This is a genomic window from Pseudomonas sp. NFR09 (genome assembly GCF_900111535.1).
Taxonomy (GTDB): domain Bacteria; phylum Pseudomonadota; class Gammaproteobacteria; order Pseudomonadales; family Pseudomonadaceae; genus Aquipseudomonas; species Aquipseudomonas extremorientalis.
On sequence record NZ_FOIH01000016.1, the window covers coordinates 108,817 to 127,399 of the forward strand.

19 protein-coding genes are annotated in these 18,583 nt (G+C 58.2%); 9 read left to right on the top strand and 10 right to left on the bottom strand.

Annotated elements, in window-relative coordinates; translation table 11 throughout:
* Nucleotides 1-302: 302 nt before the first annotated feature.
* Complete coding sequence (locus BMX59_RS28190; RefSeq protein WP_071490518.1) at nt 303-3,200, top strand: ribonucleoside-diphosphate reductase subunit alpha; 2,898 nt, start codon at nt 303-305, stop codon at nt 3,198-3,200.
* A gap of 98 nt (nt 3,201-3,298) precedes the next feature.
* Here BMX59_RS28190 and BMX59_RS28195 read toward each other — a convergent pair whose 3' ends face one another.
* The 7 genes from BMX59_RS28195 to BMX59_RS28225 form a co-directional block, all read right to left on the bottom strand.
* Entirely contained in the window at nt 3,299-4,354 is a 1,056-nt protein-coding gene (locus BMX59_RS28195) for a hypothetical protein (protein ID WP_093128152.1), read from the bottom strand.
* A 162-nt stretch (nt 4,355-4,516) separates the two neighbouring features.
* Nucleotides 4,517-5,827 carry a flagellar hook protein FlgE gene (gene flgE, locus BMX59_RS28200; protein ID WP_093128154.1) on the bottom strand — a complete coding sequence of 437 codons (1,311 nt, stop codon included), beginning with the start codon at nt 5,825-5,827 and terminating at the stop codon, nt 4,517-4,519.
* 31 nt (nt 5,828-5,858) lie between these two features.
* Complete coding sequence (flgD, locus tag BMX59_RS28205; protein WP_093128156.1) at nt 5,859-6,584, bottom strand: flagellar hook assembly protein FlgD; 726 nt, start codon at nt 6,582-6,584, stop codon at nt 5,859-5,861.
* Nucleotides 6,585-6,600: 16 nt separating this feature from the next.
* The gene (gene flgC, locus BMX59_RS28210) at nt 6,601-7,044 is read right to left on the bottom strand and encodes a flagellar basal body rod protein FlgC (RefSeq protein ID WP_058427493.1); all 444 of its coding nucleotides are present in this window, start codon (nt 7,042-7,044) and stop codon (nt 6,601-6,603) included.
* 3 nt (nt 7,045-7,047) lie between these two features.
* Nucleotides 7,048-7,455, bottom strand: coding sequence for a flagellar basal body rod protein FlgB (flgB, locus tag BMX59_RS28215; RefSeq protein WP_010208346.1), 408 nt, complete (start codon nt 7,453-7,455; stop codon nt 7,048-7,050).
* Nucleotides 7,456-7,763: 308 nt separating this feature from the next.
* The gene (gene cheR / locus BMX59_RS28220) at nt 7,764-8,591 is read right to left on the bottom strand and encodes a protein-glutamate O-methyltransferase CheR (protein WP_027607785.1); all 828 of its coding nucleotides are present in this window, start codon (nt 8,589-8,591) and stop codon (nt 7,764-7,766) included.
* A 42-nt stretch (nt 8,592-8,633) separates the two neighbouring features.
* Nucleotides 8,634-9,566: a chemotaxis protein CheV gene (locus BMX59_RS28225; RefSeq protein WP_071490521.1), complete on the bottom strand. Its 933-nt coding sequence runs from the start codon at nt 9,564-9,566 to the stop codon at nt 8,634-8,636.
* Nucleotides 9,567-9,660: 94 nt separating this feature from the next.
* On the opposite strand from BMX59_RS28225, the gene flgA reads away from it, so the two are divergent.
* The 4 genes from flgA to BMX59_RS28245 all read left to right on the top strand — a co-directional run bounded on the left by flgA (nt 9,661) and on the right by BMX59_RS28245 (nt 12,255).
* Nucleotides 9,661-10,425, top strand: a complete 765-nt coding sequence (gene flgA, locus BMX59_RS28230) for a flagellar basal body P-ring formation chaperone FlgA (protein ID WP_092242486.1) — start codon at nt 9,661-9,663, stop codon at nt 10,423-10,425.
* 141 nt (nt 10,426-10,566) lie between these two features.
* Nucleotides 10,567-10,890: a flagellar biosynthesis anti-sigma factor FlgM gene (flgM, locus tag BMX59_RS28235; protein WP_071490522.1), complete on the top strand. Its 324-nt coding sequence runs from the start codon at nt 10,567-10,569 to the stop codon at nt 10,888-10,890.
* A gap of 48 nt (nt 10,891-10,938) precedes the next feature.
* Nucleotides 10,939-11,409, top strand: coding sequence for a flagella synthesis protein FlgN (locus tag BMX59_RS28240; protein ID WP_071490523.1), 471 nt, complete (start codon nt 10,939-10,941; stop codon nt 11,407-11,409).
* Nucleotides 11,410-11,505: 96 nt separating this feature from the next.
* Nucleotides 11,506-12,255, top strand: a complete 750-nt coding sequence (locus BMX59_RS28245; protein ID WP_093128159.1) for a flagellar brake protein — start codon at nt 11,506-11,508, stop codon at nt 12,253-12,255.
* A gap of 62 nt (nt 12,256-12,317) precedes the next feature.
* Here BMX59_RS28245 and BMX59_RS28250 read toward each other — a convergent pair whose 3' ends face one another.
* On the bottom strand, nt 12,318-13,697 hold the full coding sequence (locus tag BMX59_RS28250; RefSeq protein WP_071490525.1) for an MFS transporter: 1,380 nt from the start codon (nt 13,695-13,697) through the stop codon (nt 12,318-12,320).
* Nucleotides 13,698-14,135: 438 nt separating this feature from the next.
* On the opposite strand from BMX59_RS28250, the gene BMX59_RS28255 reads away from it, so the two are divergent.
* Nucleotides 14,136-15,347, top strand: coding sequence for a site-specific integrase (locus tag BMX59_RS28255; RefSeq protein ID WP_093128161.1), 1,212 nt, complete (start codon nt 14,136-14,138; stop codon nt 15,345-15,347).
* Here BMX59_RS28255 and BMX59_RS28260 read toward each other — a convergent pair.
* A complete protein-coding gene (locus BMX59_RS28260; RefSeq protein ID WP_093128163.1) occupies nt 15,344-15,814 on the bottom strand; it encodes a hypothetical protein in 471 nt (156 codons plus the stop codon). The genes BMX59_RS28255 and BMX59_RS28260 overlap by 4 nt on opposite strands.
* Before the next feature lie 187 nt (nt 15,815-16,001).
* Here BMX59_RS28260 and BMX59_RS28265 point away from each other — a divergent pair, with 187 nt between their 5' ends.
* The 3 genes from BMX59_RS28265 to BMX59_RS28275 all read left to right on the top strand — a co-directional run bounded on the left by BMX59_RS28265 (nt 16,002) and on the right by BMX59_RS28275 (nt 17,026).
* A complete protein-coding gene (locus tag BMX59_RS28265; RefSeq protein ID WP_017138396.1) occupies nt 16,002-16,205 on the top strand; it encodes a helix-turn-helix domain-containing protein in 204 nt (67 codons plus the stop codon).
* A 118-nt stretch (nt 16,206-16,323) separates the two neighbouring features.
* Nucleotides 16,324-16,560, top strand: a complete 237-nt coding sequence (locus BMX59_RS28270; protein WP_026067396.1) for a helix-turn-helix domain-containing protein — start codon at nt 16,324-16,326, stop codon at nt 16,558-16,560.
* Between the two features lie 61 nt (nt 16,561-16,621).
* Nucleotides 16,622-17,026: a hypothetical protein gene (locus BMX59_RS28275; RefSeq protein WP_093128165.1), complete on the top strand. Its 405-nt coding sequence runs from the start codon at nt 16,622-16,624 to the stop codon at nt 17,024-17,026.
* Nucleotides 17,027-17,504: 478 nt separating this feature from the next.
* Here BMX59_RS28275 and BMX59_RS28280 read toward each other — a convergent pair whose 3' ends face one another.
* Nucleotides 17,505-17,870 carry a hypothetical protein gene (locus BMX59_RS28280; RefSeq protein ID WP_256573008.1) on the bottom strand — a complete coding sequence of 122 codons (366 nt, stop codon included), beginning with the start codon at nt 17,868-17,870 and terminating at the stop codon, nt 17,505-17,507.
* Nucleotides 17,871-18,583: the final 713 nt, after the last annotated feature.

Here is an 18,583-nt window from a genome sequence, read left to right on the forward strand (position 1 = left end):
TTTACTCACAGCGTTATCCACAGGTTACTGCGTTGCTAACCCCTCGAAAACGCATTATCTTGTACCTCGGCACTACAGAAGACCCTACATGTGGGGTTTTCGAAGAAATCGCCCAACCACACAAGTGGCTCGAAATTCAAGCGTTTTATTGCTAGCGCAGCATGGAACCAACCGATTTTCAGTAGACCAAACCGCTCACGCGGATGGCAGCTGTTTCCCATCCCCGATATGGAAAACGGTACGGGTGTTGCAGGAAGAGCCTGGCACTCGCAATCAAATATAGAACGTGGAGACAACCCCCCATGCAAACCGACACAACTCGCGAGAACCCGCAAGGCTCCGTGCCGCAGGCCGCTGATTCGAACCTGGATCTGTCCGCCACCGCACCTGGCCAACTGCGTGTGATCAAGCGTAACGGCACTGTCGTTCCTTACACCGATGACAAAATCACCGTCGCCATCACCAAAGCGTTTCTTGCAGTTGAAGGCGGCACCGCTGCCGCTTCGTCGCGCATCCACGACACCGTTGCCCGCCTGACCGAACAGGTCACCGCGACCTTCAAGCGTCGCATGCCGTCGGGCGGCACCATCCACATCGAAGAAATCCAGGACCAGGTCGAACTGGCCCTGATGCGTGCCGGCGAGCAGAAAGTCGCCCGCGACTACGTGATCTACCGTGATTCGCGTGCCAAGGAACGTGCCGTACGCTCCCCGGCCGAAGAAGCCGCCGTGCAAGCGCATCCGTCGATCCGTATCACCCTGGCCGACGGCAGCTTTGCACCGCTGGACCTGGGCCGCCTGAACACCATCATCACCGAGGCCTGCGAAGGCCTGGAAGAAGTCGACGGTGACCTGATCCAGCGCGAAACCCTGAAGAACCTGTACGACGGCGTGGCCCTGACCGACGTCAACACCGCCCTGGTGATGACCGCCCGCACCCTGGTTGAACGTGAGCCGAACTACTCGTTCGTGACCGCGCGCCTGCTGATGGACACCCTGCGTGCCGAAGGCCTGGGCTTCCTGAAAGTCGCCGACAGCGCCACCCACCACGAGATGGCTGACCTGTACGCCAAGGCCCTGCCGGCCTACATCGCCAAGGGTATCGAATTCGAATTGCTGAACCCGGTCCTGGCTACCTTCGACCTGGAAAAACTCGGCAAGGCGATCAACCACGAGCGTGACCAGCAGTTCACGTACCTGGGCCTGCAGACCCTGTACGACCGTTACTTCATCCACAAGGACGGTATCCGCTTCGAACTGCCGCAAGTGTTCTTCATGCGCGTGGCCATGGGCCTGGCGATCGAAGAGAAGCAGAAAGAAGACCGTGCCATCGAGTTCTACAACCTGCTGTCGTCCTTCGACTACATGTCGTCGACCCCGACCCTGTTCAACGCCGGCACCCTGCGTCCACAGCTGTCCAGCTGCTACCTGACCACCGTGCCAGATGACCTGTCGGGCATCTACCATGCGATCCACGACAACGCCATGCTGTCCAAATTCGCCGGCGGCCTGGGCAACGACTGGACCCCGGTGCGTGCATTGGGTTCGTACATCAAGGGCACCAACGGCAAGTCCCAGGGCGTCGTGCCGTTCCTGAAAGTGGTGAACGACACCGCCGTCGCCGTAAACCAGGGTGGCAAGCGCAAAGGCGCGGTGTGTGCCTACCTGGAAACCTGGCACATGGACATTGAAGAGTTCATCGAGCTGCGCAAGAACACCGGTGATGATCGTCGTCGTACCCACGACATGAACACCGCCAACTGGATCCCTGACCTGTTCATGAAGCGTGTCTTCGATGACGGCAAGTGGACCCTGTTCTCGCCATCCGAAGTCCCGGACCTGCACGACCTGACCGGCAAAGCCTTCGAAGAGCGCTACGAGTACTACGAAGCCCTCACCGAGTACCCAGGCAAGGTCAAGCTGTTCAAGACCATCCAGGCCAAAGACCTGTGGCGCAAAATGCTGTCCATGCTGTTTGAAACCGGCCACCCATGGCTGACCTTCAAAGACCCGTGCAACCTGCGCAGCCCGCAGCAGCACGTGGGCGTGGTCCACAGCTCGAACCTGTGCACCGAGATCACCTTGAACACCAACAAGGACGAGATCGCCGTTTGCAACCTGGGCTCGATCAACCTGCCGAACCACATCGTCAACGGCAAGCTGGACACCGCCAAGCTGGAGCGCACCGTCAACACCGCCGTACGCATGCTCGACAACGTGATCGACATCAACTACTACTCGGTGCCACAGGCGCAAAACTCCAACTTCAAGCACCGTCCGGTGGGCCTCGGCATCATGGGCTTCCAGGACGCGCTGTACCTGCAGCACATCCCGTACGGTTCGGATGCAGCGGTCGAGTTCGCCGACAAGTCCATGGAAGCGGTCAGCTACTACGCGATCCAGGCTTCCTGCGACCTGGCCGACGAGCGCGGCGCCTACGAGACGTTCCAGGGTTCACTGTGGTCCAAGGGCATCCTGCCGCTGGATTCGCAACAGATCCTGATCGAAGCCCGTGGCCAGAAGTACATCGACGTCGACCTGAACGAATCCCTGGACTGGGCGCCTGTACGTGCCCGTGTACAGAAAGGCATTCGTAACTCCAACATCATGGCCATCGCACCGACTGCCACCATCGCCAACATCACTGGCGTGTCGCAGTCGATCGAACCGACCTACCAGAACCTGTATGTGAAATCGAACCTGTCGGGCGAGTTCACCGTGATCAACCCCTACCTTGTTCGCGACCTCAAGGCTCGCGGCCTGTGGGATTCGGTCATGATCAACGACCTGAAGTACTACGACGGTTCCGTGCAACAGATCGAGCGCATCCCGCAAGAACTCAAGGAGCTCTACGCGACCGCCTTCGAAGTAGACACCAAGTGGATCGTTGACGCCGCCAGCCGTCGCCAGAAGTGGATCGACCAGGCGCAGTCCCTGAACCTGTACATCGCCGGCGCTTCGGGCAAGAAGCTGGACGTGACCTACCGCATGGCCTGGTACCGTGGCCTGAAAACCACTTACTACCTCCGTGCCCTGGCCGCGACCAGCACCGAGAAGTCGACCATCAACACCGGTAAGCTGAACGCGGTTTCCAGCGGCGGCAACCACGGTGATGATTCGGTGCTTGCTGCGCCAGCCGGCCCGGCGCCAGTGCCAAAAGCCTGCGCGATTGACGAGCCGGATTGCGAAGCTTGCCAGTAAGCTGAGCCTGCCTTGGGTTTAACCCAAGGTTGAAAGCCCCCGATAGACCTTTGGTGTACCGGGGGCTTTCTTTTGCCCGGAAACAAAGCGTATTCGACCTAAAACAACACGGTCGCTATACCCGACCGAGGCGCGCCACCGCGCCGGCCCCACAACTCGACCCGGCCGTTGATCACCGCCATCGAATGGTTGCCGTACTCCACCGTCCCCACTTTGCTGCTTCTCAAATCAGCGTCTGTCGCCGGCCTGTAATGGCCTCTCAAGCCCAAACGGTCCAGCCCTTCACGCGCGAACTCACCATCATTGAGGCTGTTCATTGCCGCCTGGAAACTGCGCCCGGCCCAACCGTCGTTGTTTTCTATCTGCGCCCGCTTGGCACTCGCGGCATACATGAAATTGGCGTCCGTCATCATCGCCGGATCATCGCCCCTGAAGCGCGCGTGAGTAGCAGCCTGTCTCAACTCATCTTTGGTCAAGGAAAGCTTGAAACCGTCTCGCATCATCACTTCATAGCCGTTGCTCGTTTCCTTAACCTCCTTGAACACATCGGTAGGTTTCTGGCCGAACTGCATCATTGCGGCTTTTATCGCCGAAACGGTGATGCAGTTTCCATCCGGCCCCTGACTGAAGCCGCTCCAGATATTGTCCGGTTTTCTACCTGGGTCACTGTTGTCTGGTTTGTAATTGAAATAGTTAGCCCCCTCGGTAATGGGCTTGTTGCTCATGGCTTCGGAGGGGCCAAAGTCTTGCGGATTGACTCTAACGCCGCCTGTGCCGCGCGGAGAAGGTGCCTGCGAGGGAGGCGCGGGAGGACGCTCATCGGGAAACAGGCCCGGAAACATTGCCTTCAACCACTCCCACCAGGCGTCAGTCCTGCCTTTCTTCAGCTCCTCGAGGATCTCCTTGAATTTCTCATCGCCAAGTTCTTCTCGTATTTTATTGAGCTTGTCACGCAGATCCCGAACGGTCTGGTTCTTCGACGTTTTCTCGGCATCTTCAAGTTCCTTGAGCAACTGACTGATCGTTTGCTTATTGGAGCCTGTGTCTTGCGCTGCACTCTGCGAACGGTTCACATCTACCGGGTAATACCGATCCCAGGCCACACTATGACGCGCACCTCCAGCCTCTTGGGCAGATGCTGACGACCCCCACATACCTAGCGCTCCCCCTGTATGATCCAAAATGTCTTACGTCTGGATAAGTGGAAAGAACGGAGTGATCGGTTCCTGTTGGAAAGATCGGGATATAGAACTGCACGCAAAAAAAAGCCCCTCTCTCGAGGGGCTTTCCTGGGCTGGAACGTCAGGCCAACAGCATCACGTCATCTGAATGATGGTCTGCATGATGGTGCTCTGGGTGGAGATGGTCTTGGCGTTCGCCTGGTAGTTGCTCTGGGCCTTGATCAGGTCCACCAGCTCGTTGGTCAGGTTGACGTTGGAGTTCTCCAGGGAGTTGGCCACGATCGAACCCAGGGTACCGGCTTGCGGGGTGTCGTAACCCGGCTGGCCGGAGGCGAAGGTCTCTCTCCAGGTAGTACCGCCGGCTGGCTGCAGGCCCTGCTCGTTGTTGAAGCTGGCCAGGGAGATCTGGCCGATGGCCTTGCTCTGCTGGTTGCTGAACGTGGCGAACAACACGCCGCTGCCGTCGATTTTCAGCCCGGTGATCTGGCCGGTGGCGTAGCCATCGGTGACCGGTGGGTTGCGGTAGGTGGCCGAGTTGTACTGGGTGATGTTGGCCATGTTGACGGCGATACCTGTTGGGTTCGCATCCGCACCGTTGGCCTTCCACACACCATTGGTCACGGTGCCAGGAACCCAACCGGTAATGGTCAGGGTCTTATCGGAGACACCACCGGTGACCACACTGGTGAGCTTGCCGGCGCCGTCAAAGGTCAAGGTCGATGGCACAGGTGGGGTCGATGGGGTGCCGGTTGGCGCCGAACCATTAGGGTTGCGACCATCGATCAGGGTATAGGCATTCCACTTGTTACCGTCGGTTTTCACCAGGTATTGCACCATCGGGTGCGCGTTGCCCTGGGAGTCGTACAAGGTGGTGCTGTACTGGGTGGTAAAGGTGCTGGTGTCGTTCGGGTTGAACGGCTTGGCCACCTGGTCGATCACCGGCTCCGAGGAGTTCAGGTTACTGGTGGAATCCACTTTGGTGGAGGCCTTGGGCGGCAGGTTCGACAGGTTCAGTTGCAGGTCGGTCAGGCCGCCCTTGATGATCTTGCCATCCGCATCTGCCGCGTAGCCTTGCAGGCGCGAAGTGCCGGTGTTGTTGGTGATGTAGCCGTCTTTGTCGGCACGGAAGGCACCGCTGCGGGTGTACTCCAGCGAACCGTCGCTGCCCTTCTGCACGAAGAAGCCGCCCCCCTGGATCGCCATGTCCAGGATCCCGCCGCTGCCGTTGACGTCACCTTGGGTGAACTGCTGCGACACGGCCGCCAGGTTCACACCGTTGCCGATGCTGTTCTGGCCGGTGCCCAGCTTGGACGCGGCGTAGATGTCGGCGAATTCCGCACGGGACGACTTGAAGCCCGTGGTCGCGACGTTGGCGATGTTGTTGCCGGTCACGTCCAGTTGTTTGTTGGCCGCATAGAGGCCGCTAAGGCCGATGTTAAAAGACATGTTTCTCTCCCTCTGCCGTATTTAGCCGGCTCTATGTACCGATAGTCTGAATTTGCGACAGCTTGACGCTGCCCATGCCGCCCGCCAGGTTCAGCAGCATTTCGCCGCCGGTCTTGCTCAGGGTCACGCTCGTTACCGTCGCGGGCAGCGAAGTGGCCAGGGCCACGGAGTCGCCCTTGTCGTTCTTGGTGGTGGCGTTGAAGGTGTAGGTGCCCGCCGGGGCAACCTCGCCCTTGTCGTTCTTGCCATCCCAGATGAAGTTCTGGGTGCCGGCGCTCTGGGCCCCCATGTCGATGGTGCGCACCACGTTGCCGTCTTTGTCGGTGATCTTGACGGAGACGTTGCCCACCGCCGAGGTCACCGCCACCGAACCGGTCATGCTCTTGCTCGTATCCACCATGGCCTTGTCGGTCTGGATGATGATCGAGCGCCCGACCAGCGACGAAGCCTGCAACGCCTGCGACGAGCTGAAGTTGCTGGAGATCGCATTCACCGAGTCGTTCAGGGTGTTGATGCCTTCCAGGCTGCTGAACTGCGCCAGTTGCGCCACGAACGCGCCGTTGTCTTGCGGCGACAGCGGGTTCTGGTTTTTCAGCTGGGTTACCAGCAGTTGCAGGAACGCATCCTTGCCCAGTGATTGGTTGCCCGTCGCCGACTTGGCGGCGTCGCCAACGCTGCTGTTGTCTTGCGCGGTCTTGACCTTCGAATTGAAAAGGTCCTGGACCGGCGTGTTGTTTGATGTATCAACGATGGCCATTATTTGGCGCCCCTTATCACTGACCCAGGGTCAGGACCTTCTGCATCATGGTTTTGGCGGTGTTCATCATTTCCGCATTGGTCTGGAACGAGCGGCTGGCGGAAATCATGTCAGCCATTTCCTCGACCACGTTGACGTTGGGGTAGTAGACATAACCCTTTTCGTTCGCGGCGGGATGGTTGGGTTCGTAGCGCGCTTCAAGGTTGCTCTGATCTTCAACCACACCGAGCACCTGCACGCCGGAGCCGGCGGCACCCTGGTCCTGGAACAGCGAATCACTGCCACCGTTCTGGCCAGCCTGGAACATGGTGGCGAACACCGGGTGACGGGCGCGGTAGGTCTGGTCAATGCTCGAAGACACGGTCTCGGCGTTGGCGATGTTACTGGCGACGGTGTTCAAACGCGTGGTCTGCGCGCTCATGCCACTGCCGGCAATATTGAAAACACTGGACAGGGACATGGCTTACTCTCCACGCAGGGCTGACATCAGCCCTTTGAATTTGCTGTTGAGCAGGGTAAAGCTGGCTTGGAAGTTCACCGAGTTCTCGGCGTAGGCCGATTGCTCCAACTGGGCGTCGACGGTGTTCTGGTCGATCGACGGCTGCATCGGCGTGCGATACAGCAACGACTCGTCGCCATTGCTCAAGCCTTGCGCTTCGATATGACGGCTGTTGGTCATGTTCAAGGCGAAGGTGCCGTTCTTGGTCTTGTCTTGCTGTGCGGCGAGCACGGCGGAGAAGTCCAGGTCCCGAGCCTTGTAGTTCGGGGTGTCGGCGTTGGCAATGTTGTTGGCCAGGACTTCGGCACGCTGGGCGCGGAAGCCCAGGGCTTGTTCGTGGATACCGAGCGCTTTATCGAAGCTGATGCTCATGGCGGAAACCTTCAAGGGCTGACCTGCTTTTCGTTACCAGGGTTATAGCAAGGTGCATGCCAACCTTGCGAAGGCCCGTATATCAAGGGTTCTGGAGGAGGTTGCCAGCGGCAATGCCAGAAAAGCGGCAAGCGGTTTCCGCGTGGCGCCAGTAAAGCGGCAATGAGGGTTGCCGCTTTACTTGGGTTTGCCGCAAACAAATGTGGGAGGGGGCTTGCCCCGATGGCAGCGGTTCAGTTGATACATCGATCACTGACACACCGGCATCGGGGGCAAGCCCCCTCCCACATTTTTTTACCGCGTCAGCCTTACTTGGCCTGGTAGATGATCCCCGGGCTGCATTGCACCATCTGGAAATGGTCCGGCAGACCGTTCAGCGCCTCAGAAGCGCCAAGGAACAGATAACCACCGCGCTTGAGCGTGCCGTGGATGCGCAGCAGGATGTCTTTCTTCACTTCGGCCGAGAAGTAGATCAGCACGTTGCGGCAGAACACCATGTCGAACTTGCCCAGGCTGGCATAGCTGTCGAGCAGGTTGAAGGAGCGGAACTCCACACGGTTCTTGATCGGCGCCTTGACCGCCCAGCGTCCCGCCCCTTTCGGGTCGAAGTAACGCTGCAGGCGTTCCTGGGACAAACCACGCCCCAAGGCCAGGCTGTCGTACTCGCCGGTCTTGCAGTTGGTGAGCATGGTGCCGGACAGGTCGGTGGCCACGATTTGCGCCCCGGCCTTCAACTGGCCCATGTTGGTCCGCTCGAACTCATCGATGGACATCGAAATAGAGTACGGTTCCTGCCCCGAGGAACAGGCGGCCGACCAGATACGCAGGCGCTGGCCCGGGCTGGCCTTGATGGCCTCCGGCAGCACTTTGCTCTTGAGCACTTCAAACGGGTAGGTATCGCGAAACCACAGGGTTTCGTTGGTGGTCATGGCATCGACCACCATCTCCTTGAGCCCGCTGCGCGGCTGGCCCTGGATGCGCTGGACCAGCTCACCCAACGACTTGATACCCTGCTGCTCCATCAGTTTGTTGAGACGGCTGGATACCAGGTACTGCTTGTTTTCACCGAGCAATATGCCACAGGCTTTTTCCAGGAAGACCCGGAACTGTTCAAAATCCAAATTACCTGTAGACACTGATACCGCCTCTAAAATCGTATGACCGCCAAGGGAAACACCTTAGCTGTGATCTGCTGCCTTGATCCGGTCGACAACCCGGGATGCCAGGTCATCAGGACGGAATTTGGCCAAAAAGTCATCGGCACCGACCTTCTTGACCATCGCCTGGTTGAATACACCCGACAACGAAGTATGCAGGATGATATGCAATTTTTGCATGCGTGGATCGTTGCGGATCTCGGCCGTGAGGGTATAGCCGTCCATTTCCGGCATCTCGATGTCGGAGATCATCATCAAGAATTCTTCCTCCGGCTTCTTGCCGTCGTCCACCAGCTTGCGCAGGTAGTCCAACGCCTGGCGACCATCATTGAGGGCGACCACTTCAACCCCGACGGTTTGCAGGCAACGGGTCACCTGCTTGCGCGCCACGGACGAGTCGTCCACCGTGAGCACGCGCAGTGAGACTGCCTTGTGCGCGGTTTCGGCGTCCACCACACCCACGGAGATCGACTCAGAGGTAGGCGCCACTTCGGCGAGGATTTTCTCGACGTCGATGATTTCCACCAGCTGGTTGTCGACCCGCGTCACCGCCGTAAGGTAGTGATCGCGACCGGTGCCCTTGGGTGGCGGATGGATCTCTTCCCAGTTCATGTTGACGATGCGCTCCACCGAGCGCACCAGGAAACCCTGGGTCTTGGTGTTGTACTCGGTAATGATCACGAACGGGTTTTCGCGGTCCTGCAACCCGGCGGAACCGGTGGCCAGGGCCAGATCAAGAATCGGGATCGTCGCGCCACGTATGTTGGCAACGCCACACACCACCGGGCTGGACTTGGGCATGATCGTCAGCTTGGGGCATTGCAGCACTTCCCGCACCTTGAACACGTTGATGCCATACAACTGCTTGCCATCCAGGCGAAAAAGCAACAACTCCAGGCGATTCTGCCCCACCAGCTGTGTGCGCTGGTTTACTGAATCCATTACTCCTGCCATGCCTTGACTCCCACGCTAAAACCTTCGGCCATACCTATAAGGGCAGTGACGCGCACCCAACACTAAACGGCACGAGCTTTGCTATTTATTGGTCATGGATATTAAAACGACAGTTTCCCGACGCCTCCACCTGACACGGTATTGCAGACTGCTCTGCGCGCCGCTGGCACTGCTTGCCTTGGGCCTGGGCGCCACGGCCCGCGCAGATAACGTCACCTTGCCTGATCTACTTATCGGCGTCACCCAGGGCTTTCTTGAGTTCACTGTAGAAGATTATCTGGCGACCACACAGACGCCGGGGCGTTACGAAATCCAGGTCAACCAGTTGGACCCGCGCCTGCGCATGCCAATGTGCGACAAGGAATTGACAGCCACCCTGGAAAGCCCCGCCCAGCCCATCGGTCGTGTAACGGTCAAGGTGCGTTGCGACGGCGCCTCACCCTGGACGGTGTTCGTGCCCGCTCAGGTCAAATTATTCCGCGATGTGGTGGTGGTTGCCCGTCCACTTAAACGCACGGGCATTATCGGTTTCGAAGACGTGGTGTTGCGCGAGCGCGACATCAGCATGATCAGCCAGGGCTACCTGACCTCCCTCGACCAGGCCGTCGGGCAGAAACTGACCCGACCAGTGGTCACCGATCAGGTCATCACCCTGGTGCAGTTGGAGCAGGCCGAGGTGATTCGCAAAGGCGACCAGGTAGTGATTTCCGCCAGCAGTGGCGCGCTGCAGGTCAAAATGCCGGGGGAGGCCTTGTCCAACGGCGGCATGAGCGAACAGATCCGCGTGAAGAATCTCAACTCCAACCGGGTGATCAAGGCGCGGGTCACGGCCCCCGGCCAAGTGGAGGTGGCTTTATAGACCACTGGTATCAGACGCCAGCTTTTCCTACACTGTCGGTTGGATGCCGGCCTGTGCAGTTTATTGTCATTCGAGCCTAAAGTTTGTCCAGATATGGCCGAAAACATGGCAAGCGTCCAAATACCCAGAGGTTTTTTGATCATGGTCATCGATTTCAGCCGTTTGAATAACACCCCGACGACGTCGGCCCCTACGCGCACTGCCGGCACCAAGGACAGCGTAGAAGCCAAGGCCCAGCCAGTGCCCGTCAAGGCAGAACAGGCCAGCGCCAGCCAGAGCGGGGAATCCGTACACCTGAGCAATGAGGCTCAACAGTTGCAGAAGGTCACTGACTCGCTGCGCGATCAACCGGTGGTCAATAAAGCCCGTGTGGCCGAATTGAAACAGGCAATCGCCGATGGCAGCTATAAAGTCGACAGCAACCGTGTAGCCAGCAAGCTGCTTAATTTCGAAGCCGAGCGCTAGGCAAAGGCCTGCGCCGGGCTTTTGGACGCTTAAACCCCAAGGCCAGCCATGCATCACGACGAAACCCTGCTTCAACTGATCATTGATGATCTAGCACCGACGCAATTGCTGCTGGAGCTGCTCAGGGAAGAATCCCTGGCCCTTTACGGCCGGGACATGCCCCTGCTGGAAGAAATTCTGGCGCGCAAGCAATCGCTGATTGTCCTGCTGGAACAGCACGGCAAAAAACGCAGCGAGATCCTCGTCAGCCTGGGCCTGCCGGCCGACCATGATGGGCTCGCGCAGCTGGCCAGCCACTCCTCGGTCGGCGATCAACTACTGGCCCAGAGCAAAGCACTCAACCAATTGCTCACCCAGTGCCAGGAAGCCAACCAGCTCAACGGTCAGTCGATCCAGCTTCAGCAAGCCACGACCGCCAACCAGTTGCGTATACTTCACGGCGGAGAGCCTCCAGCGCTTTACAACGCTCAGGGTTCCACCTCGCGCCTGGTCAAGCCAAGCACCCGCAGCCAAGCCTGACGCCGGTTTACAGCGCGGCCTATCCAAGGCGCGCCACATACTGGCAGAATGCCTGCTCTTGCGTGTAGTCGTATTTTGTCTGGAGATGGAAGAACCGTGTTCAACGCCCTTAATGCGGAAGATGCCCCGCAGCCACCCAAGGTCCTCACCACGCCTCTGGAAATCGCCAGTACCTTGCGCATGCTGCAAGAAAGCCATGACCCGCTGATCATCACCTTCCATGAACGCAGCCAGCGCTTTCAGAGCTACCTGGTAGACGTCAATCGGGACAGCGGCACGTTGGCCCTGGATGAAATGATTCCTCGCGATGGCGAACGCCACCTTGAAAACGGCGAACCCTTCCGTATCGAAGGTTTCCACGACGGCGTGCGTGTCGCCTGGGAAAGCAATGGCAACCTGAGCATCAGCGAAAAGGACGGCCACCGCATCTACACCGGTAGCCTGCCCAGCGAAGTGGTCTACCACCAGCGTCGCAATGCCTTTCGCGCGGCATTGAAACTGGCGCAACTGGTGAACATCGAGCTGGGTGGCGAGAAGCTCAAGGCCCCGGCCAGCGGCAAGCTGCTGGATATTTCCGCCACAGGTTGCAAATTGCGCTTCGAAGGAGACATCTCCGAGCGCCTGCAACTGGGCCAGGTCTACGACCGCTTCATCGCCGCCCTGCCCTTTGGCAGCATGACCACTTCGGTCGAACTGCGTTACCTGCATTTCGAAGAAAAGATCAACACCACGTTTGCCGGCGTGCGCTTCCACAATATGAGTGGTTTGGTGCAGCGCCAGGTCGAGCGCTTTGTGTACCAACTGCAACGCGAAGCACGGCGTTTCGACAAAGACGACGATTTTTAAACTCAAAGATCGCAGCAAAAAAACGGGCAGCCCCTGATGGGATCTGCCCGTTTTTTTTGCATTCAGGGGCGCGCCCTGCTCAAGTCGTGAGGATGCTCGTCCGGGCCCGGTGGCTCAGGCGGCCCCTCAAAAAGCGGCTCGTCGACCGGCGTGACCGTTTCCGGCTCGGGTTCCGGCGTGGCGGTTTGCATCTGCTCCTGCACCACCGCCTCGTCCACCCGCGGATCGAGGCAGGCGACCAACGGCGAGCTGGACATGCTGTCGGGCATCGCCACGTGATGCAACGGCGCGTCATCCACCTGATGCAGGTTAGTCACGGCTTTCGGCCGAATCCGCCACACCAGGATCAGCGCACACAGGCTGAAAAACGCATACAGCATGTGACTGCCAAACATCTTCATCACCACACCGGCCAGCAACGGCCCGATGCTCGCGCCGACACCGTAGGTCACCAGCAGCATGGCGGTAAGCGAGACACGACGGTCGCCTTCCACATGATCGTTGGAGAACGCCACCGCCAGCGGGTACAAACAGAACTGCACCAGGGAACACAAGAAGCCCGCCACGAACAGCACTTCAAGTGGCACTTTGGTCAGTATCGCCAGCGGTAGCGCCGCCACCGCCAGGCACAGGGCAAAGCAACGAATCAGCAGCGCGCGATCATAGCGGTCCGACAACCAGCCCAACGGCCACTGCACCAACAGGCCGGCAAAAATACAGCTACCCATGAACAGACCCACCTGCTCGGTAGTCAGGCCTTGCTGGGAGGCATAAAGCGGCGCCAGGCCGTAGAACGAGCCCACGATCACCCCTGCGCCCAGCACGGTACTCAACGACTGCGGCACGCGCTTTATGAAGAAGCGTGGCTCCATCGGCGCCGGATGCAGGGGCGCAGGGTGAATACGGCGAGTCATGGCCACCGGCACCAGGCACAGCGCAAAGCACAGCGCGACCAGCATCAGCAATTCGAGGCCGAGCTGAGGGTGCATGACCAGGATCAACTGGCCGAGCACCAGCCCCAGGTAGGACGCGATCATATAGCCGCTGAACACCACGCCGCGCTGCTTGGCGTCGGCCTGTTCATTGAGCCAGCTCTCGATGACCATGTACTGGCACATCATCCCCAGGCCCACGATGATCCGCAGCACGATCCAGGCCGGCAGCCAGTCGACCAGGCCATGGCCCAGCACCGCCGCGCCGACAATGCCGGCGCAGGTTGCATAAGCACGTATATGCCCGACCCGGGCGATCAGGCGGTGGCCGATCTTGCCGCCCAGCACCAGGCCGAAATAGTTGGCCGCCATCAGCGCACCGACCCACAGGCTGTCCACCTGGTCGGCCGCCAGGCGCAAGGCCAGGTAGGTACTGAGCAGGCCGGAGCCGATCAGCATCATCAAGGAGGCGAAATAAAGGGCTCGAAAAGATTTCCAGATCTGGCGCATCGGCGTTCCGAGCGGCTCCTTGCAGTGAGAGACAGGGCTACCGGCATGATAGTCCGGGGTGGCCGGGTCCGGACAGGCGGTATGCGCTGTTTCCGGGGGATTATTTGCTACAAGACTCAGACGCAGTCCGGCTGCTCATGGGATACACGAATCGCTATAAATACACGATGCCAGTGGTGTGAACCTAGAACCCTGGCAAGGTTCGACCCATCTTCGGAAAACGCCCACAAAAAAGCCCCGCCAGACGAATCTGTACGAGGCCTCGAATCTGGTGTCCCAGGGCCGGTTCGAACGGCCAACCTTCCCCTTAGGAGGGTCATATCAAGCCCAACCACCATTGAGGCGGCCCAGTATTTATTGGCCTTAGCGTCCGGTTGTGTCCGTAAAAACGACCCCGTATAGTTCTTTTTGCACCCACCATGCACCCATGGGAACAAATTGAAAGAGAAGCTAACAGCCAAACTGCTGGGATCACTGCAGGTCACTGGCAACGAATACGAAGTTCACGATACCACCGTCGGCGGTCTATTCGTGCGTGTTACTGCCGCGGGTGCAAAGTCTTACGTCGTCTCCTGGGCCCGTGGCCGGAAGAAGACATTAGGCCGTGTCGGCATACTCACGCTTGATCAAGCGCGCACTGAGGCCACTCAGTACCTCGCAGAAGCCAGAGCACATGGAGAGCCTCTAGCGGTCACTCAAGGCCGAAGGGGCGCCACCCTGCCCTCCTTGCGCGACTTCATTGAAGACACCTATATGCCGTGGTTCAAGGCTCATCACAAAGGCCACGAGAAGACGCAGCATACCCTCAGTAATAACTTCGACCCAATCATGGCCCAGCGCCTGGACGCGATCACCGGACGAGACCTGGAGCAGATCCGCACCGGATGGATGCAGGCCGGCAACAAGGCCTCGACGGTGAATCGAAAAATGGGCTCGATCAGTGGTGTTTTCAGTCGCGCTGTTGAGTGGGAATACATCAACACACACCCGCTGGCCAAGCTGAAACAGCTCAAAGTCGATTCAAAGGGGGTGATTCGCTACCTGGCTGCTGACGAGACCAAGCGCCTGCGCGACGCCCTGGACGCTAGACAGGACGAAATGAGGGCCGAGCGTGAGAGTGCAAACACCTGGCGGACGGAGCGCCACAGAGAGCCGATGCCAAGCCTGCTGGAACTGCCCTTCACCGATCACCTGAAGCCAATGGTGTTGGTATCGTTGAATACAGGCATGAGGCGCGGAGAGCTATTTGACTTGAAATGGTCAGCGGTGAACTTCGACACGAAGACAATCACAGTCGCCGGGGCCACCACCAAGACAAGCGATACGCGCCACATCCCGATGAACAAGGAGACTATAGGTGTGCTGGAAGCCTGGAAGAAGCAGGTGAGCAAGTCGCCGTATGTCTTCCCAGGTCAGGGCGGCGGTCGCTTTGAGGACGTCAAAAGCGCCTGGCTCAAGTTACTTGAGCGGGCTCAGATCGACGGGTTCCGTTGGCACGATATGCGTCACGACTTCGCTTCACGCCTTGTAATGGCCGGCGTACCGCTCAACACGGTACGGGATCTGCTGGGGCACGCCGATATCAAGATGACTTTGCGCTACGCACACCTTGCGCCGGGGACAAAAGCCGCTGCAGTGGAGTTGATCTAGAAAGGGATTGGTTCAAAAAACTGTTTCACGTAGCTGCTAGTTTTGTTCTCTTCCACGTGTTGCATAAGTTCTTCCCAGTTCTCGCGAAGAAGTGGCACGTTCAGTTTATTCGGATAAAGGGCCGATCCTTCCTTTACACCCCAGAAATATCGAGAAACCTTGATCGTCTCCCAAATTCTGAGCTCGTCGTACGTCAAAGCTTGGGGCATCCGCTCAGCGAGGTTGACTAGCCGATTAATCTCGTCCGTGGACCAAATCTGATCTATCTCGCTTGATAGGTTTGTGTGCTGGTCAAGATATTCTCTTTCTAAGGTATTGAGGATCGCCCACTCAATCACCGCAGTCAGAGAGCGCTTTTGCAGGCGCCCCATAATATCGAGCGCGAACTTGATTTTCGGGTCAATCCGAATCCCAACGCTCACAGTAGTGCTCGTTTCGCCCGCGCGTTTGCTCGTCTTAGTAGCCATACCCTTCCATCTGCTCTGATGAGGTCAGCCTTACTGACCTGACATTCACAGCTTGCGTGACACGCAAACCGCTGTCAATCCGTGCGAGTACGAGCCTGTTTAGCATTTGCTTGCACTGATAGATTTATGCGTTGTAACCTAGCAACAGCCGACACCCGCTTCGGCGTCGGAATTTAGGGAGATAACCATGGAACAAGCTCAGCAACAAATGGCACCGCTATCGGTGGGAGTCGAAGAGTCTGCCCGCATCCTGGGTATCTCGCGCTCGGCCACTTACGAGCTAATCGCTCAAGGCGAAATCAAGACTTTCAAAATCGGCCGTCGGCGCCTGGCATTGGCATCCGAGCTGAAGGCCTTCATCGAGCGCGCAGCAAAGGTCGGCGCACGGTGAAGTGCGAAAAGAATAAGGATTGGGGGTTGCGCATGGCTGCGCGAGAGGTTGCCAAGGCGGTGCTCGAACACCGCCTTAGCGAAAACACACTGGATAGCACCAACGTGAAGGGCAAACTATGACACGTCATTCTTCAACTGAGCAAGACCGCAAGATGATGGAGGCCCTGCGAAACGGGCCGGTATCGACCATCGAAGCCGCCAAGGACCTGGACATCGTCCAGCCACCCAATACCATTCGGCGCCTTAGGAAAAAGGGGCACGAAATCCGCACCTACTGGACGCACCAGTCCACCGAGCCAGGCCGCCCACCTCACCGCGTCGCCAAGTACATCCTGATGCGCGAAGCGTCGTAATCCAAAGGTAGCGGGTGCCTCCATAACGGAGACACCCGTTCCGCCTGCCTGTGAGCCGCTAATGGCCAGAAAAAAATCCTACAAAGTCGATTTTGGCGGCGGCCGTGTTTTGGCGCTTCCCTATCGGCTCTTGGTCAGCGATGCCTTCGACAATCTGTCGACCAAGGCGGTAACGGTGCTGATCAAGTTGGCCAGGAACTACAACGGCCGCAATAACGGGGATCTTTCTTGCACTGCCTCAATGATGGCCAAGGGTAAGCCTATGGACGCGAAGACGCTTGCCTCAGCCCTCGCTGAGCTTATGGAGGCTGGGCTGATCGTTCGCACAAGGGAGAGCCGTAAGGGCGGCAGAGAGCAGGGAATGGCCCGTTGCGCGCTGTATGCGGTCACGTGGGCAGCAATTGACGACTGCCCGGGAAAGGAGCTCGAGATTTCCCCTGGGCCACCGCGCTTCAAGTTCATCTGATTTCGAGTTTTTCGGTGGGAATTTTTCCGCCTAGTACTCGGAATTTTTCCCAGTCATCACCCGCTCATTGTCCGGTTGCGTCCGGTTATTTTGCTGAAATGGTGCAGTACTGGGATTTTTTCCCAGTACCTTTCAATGAAATCGGGGCCTCCAGAGGAGTGTGTAAACGGAAAAAATCCCACCCTTTATAAATTACCACCACCAGGGGTTATTAAGATGGGACCAACGACCTACCAGCAGGCCCGCTGCACTCATGGTTATGCTGGGAAATGTAAGCGCATCGGAGGCTTCACTTTCCTTGTTCTCGACTGGCGACCTTGGACGATGCTTGGAATGTGCAGACCGTGCGCCGAGGAGGTGAGGAAAGACCTTATCTATCTCGCCGAGAAGGCACCAACGGCCAACAAATGAAAAAAGGGCACCACCCTGTTTCGGGGTAGTGCCCTTAATGCTGCGAAGGTTTCGTAGTTTGCCAGCCCTACTCCAACACCACCGCGCGGTATTGCTGATCGCCGCCAAGGTCATCCGAGCCGAACAGAGCCTGATTAACGGCCTTCCTACTCTCAAGCAGAAGGTCATGCTCATCATGAGTGCCGATGTCTGCCGCAACCCACTCAGGGAGCTCCTTACGCCGTCGCATCTCGTTGAGATGCGTCCACCACCGGGTAGCGTGGCGCCGCTCTGCAAGGATTAGCTCCACCACCATAGTTCGCTGGTTGTCGGTGAAGAGAGGCAGGTGTACGGCGCTAGAGTCACCCACCTCAGTGCCTACCGAGCCATCCCTTTCAAATTCGGACTTATCTTGGCCTTTCAGAGCGTTACTGATATTTTGGTAAAGTTGCATGACGTCTACCTTCAAGTTGTGTCTTGCGATAGCCGGCCCGGTGGTTGCACACCGGGTTGGCACCCTTTCAAATACTGGACGTTCCCGCCGCTTACCGAGCTGAAAACTCAGTCCGGGTCTTGCCTATTCTTTTCGTCAATCCAGCCCATGGCCCAGCTCAGTGGGTGCCGGGTGCTCATTGGCTCGCATGGCAGGCCATCCAGTGCTGCCTGCCTCCCTTGCGCCTCTGCTTCCTTGTGAACCCACACTGTCCGCTGAGCGAACCCTAAATCTCGCTGCCGCTCTCTGAATTGGCGCTGCCTTTCGGCTAGGCCTTTCGGTTTCTTCTCGTCTGTCATAGCCACCTCGTTACCCGTAACGGAAAGTGATCATGCCACTCCGTTACGGGTAACGCAACAAAGGCCGTAAAATAATTGCAGCTGCCAAAAAATGGGGTATATGGTCAGGCGAGATAAAACGAGGTTGCGTGGCATCTACCCGAATGCTGGGTAGTTTCGTGAGCATCTCGTAAAAGGCGTCTCGCTCCTGGAAACGGCATCCACCTGGATTTGAGCTATGGAGGGGCAGCCGTCACACAGAAACGGCCAAGGAGCGGGGAGTGACAACGCTTGCCGGGTGACGCACGACCTGGTCGACGCCAGGTAGATAATTCAGATGCACAACAAGCCAGACGAGCGCAGCTGCATAAATGCCTCACGCCAACTACGACGCCC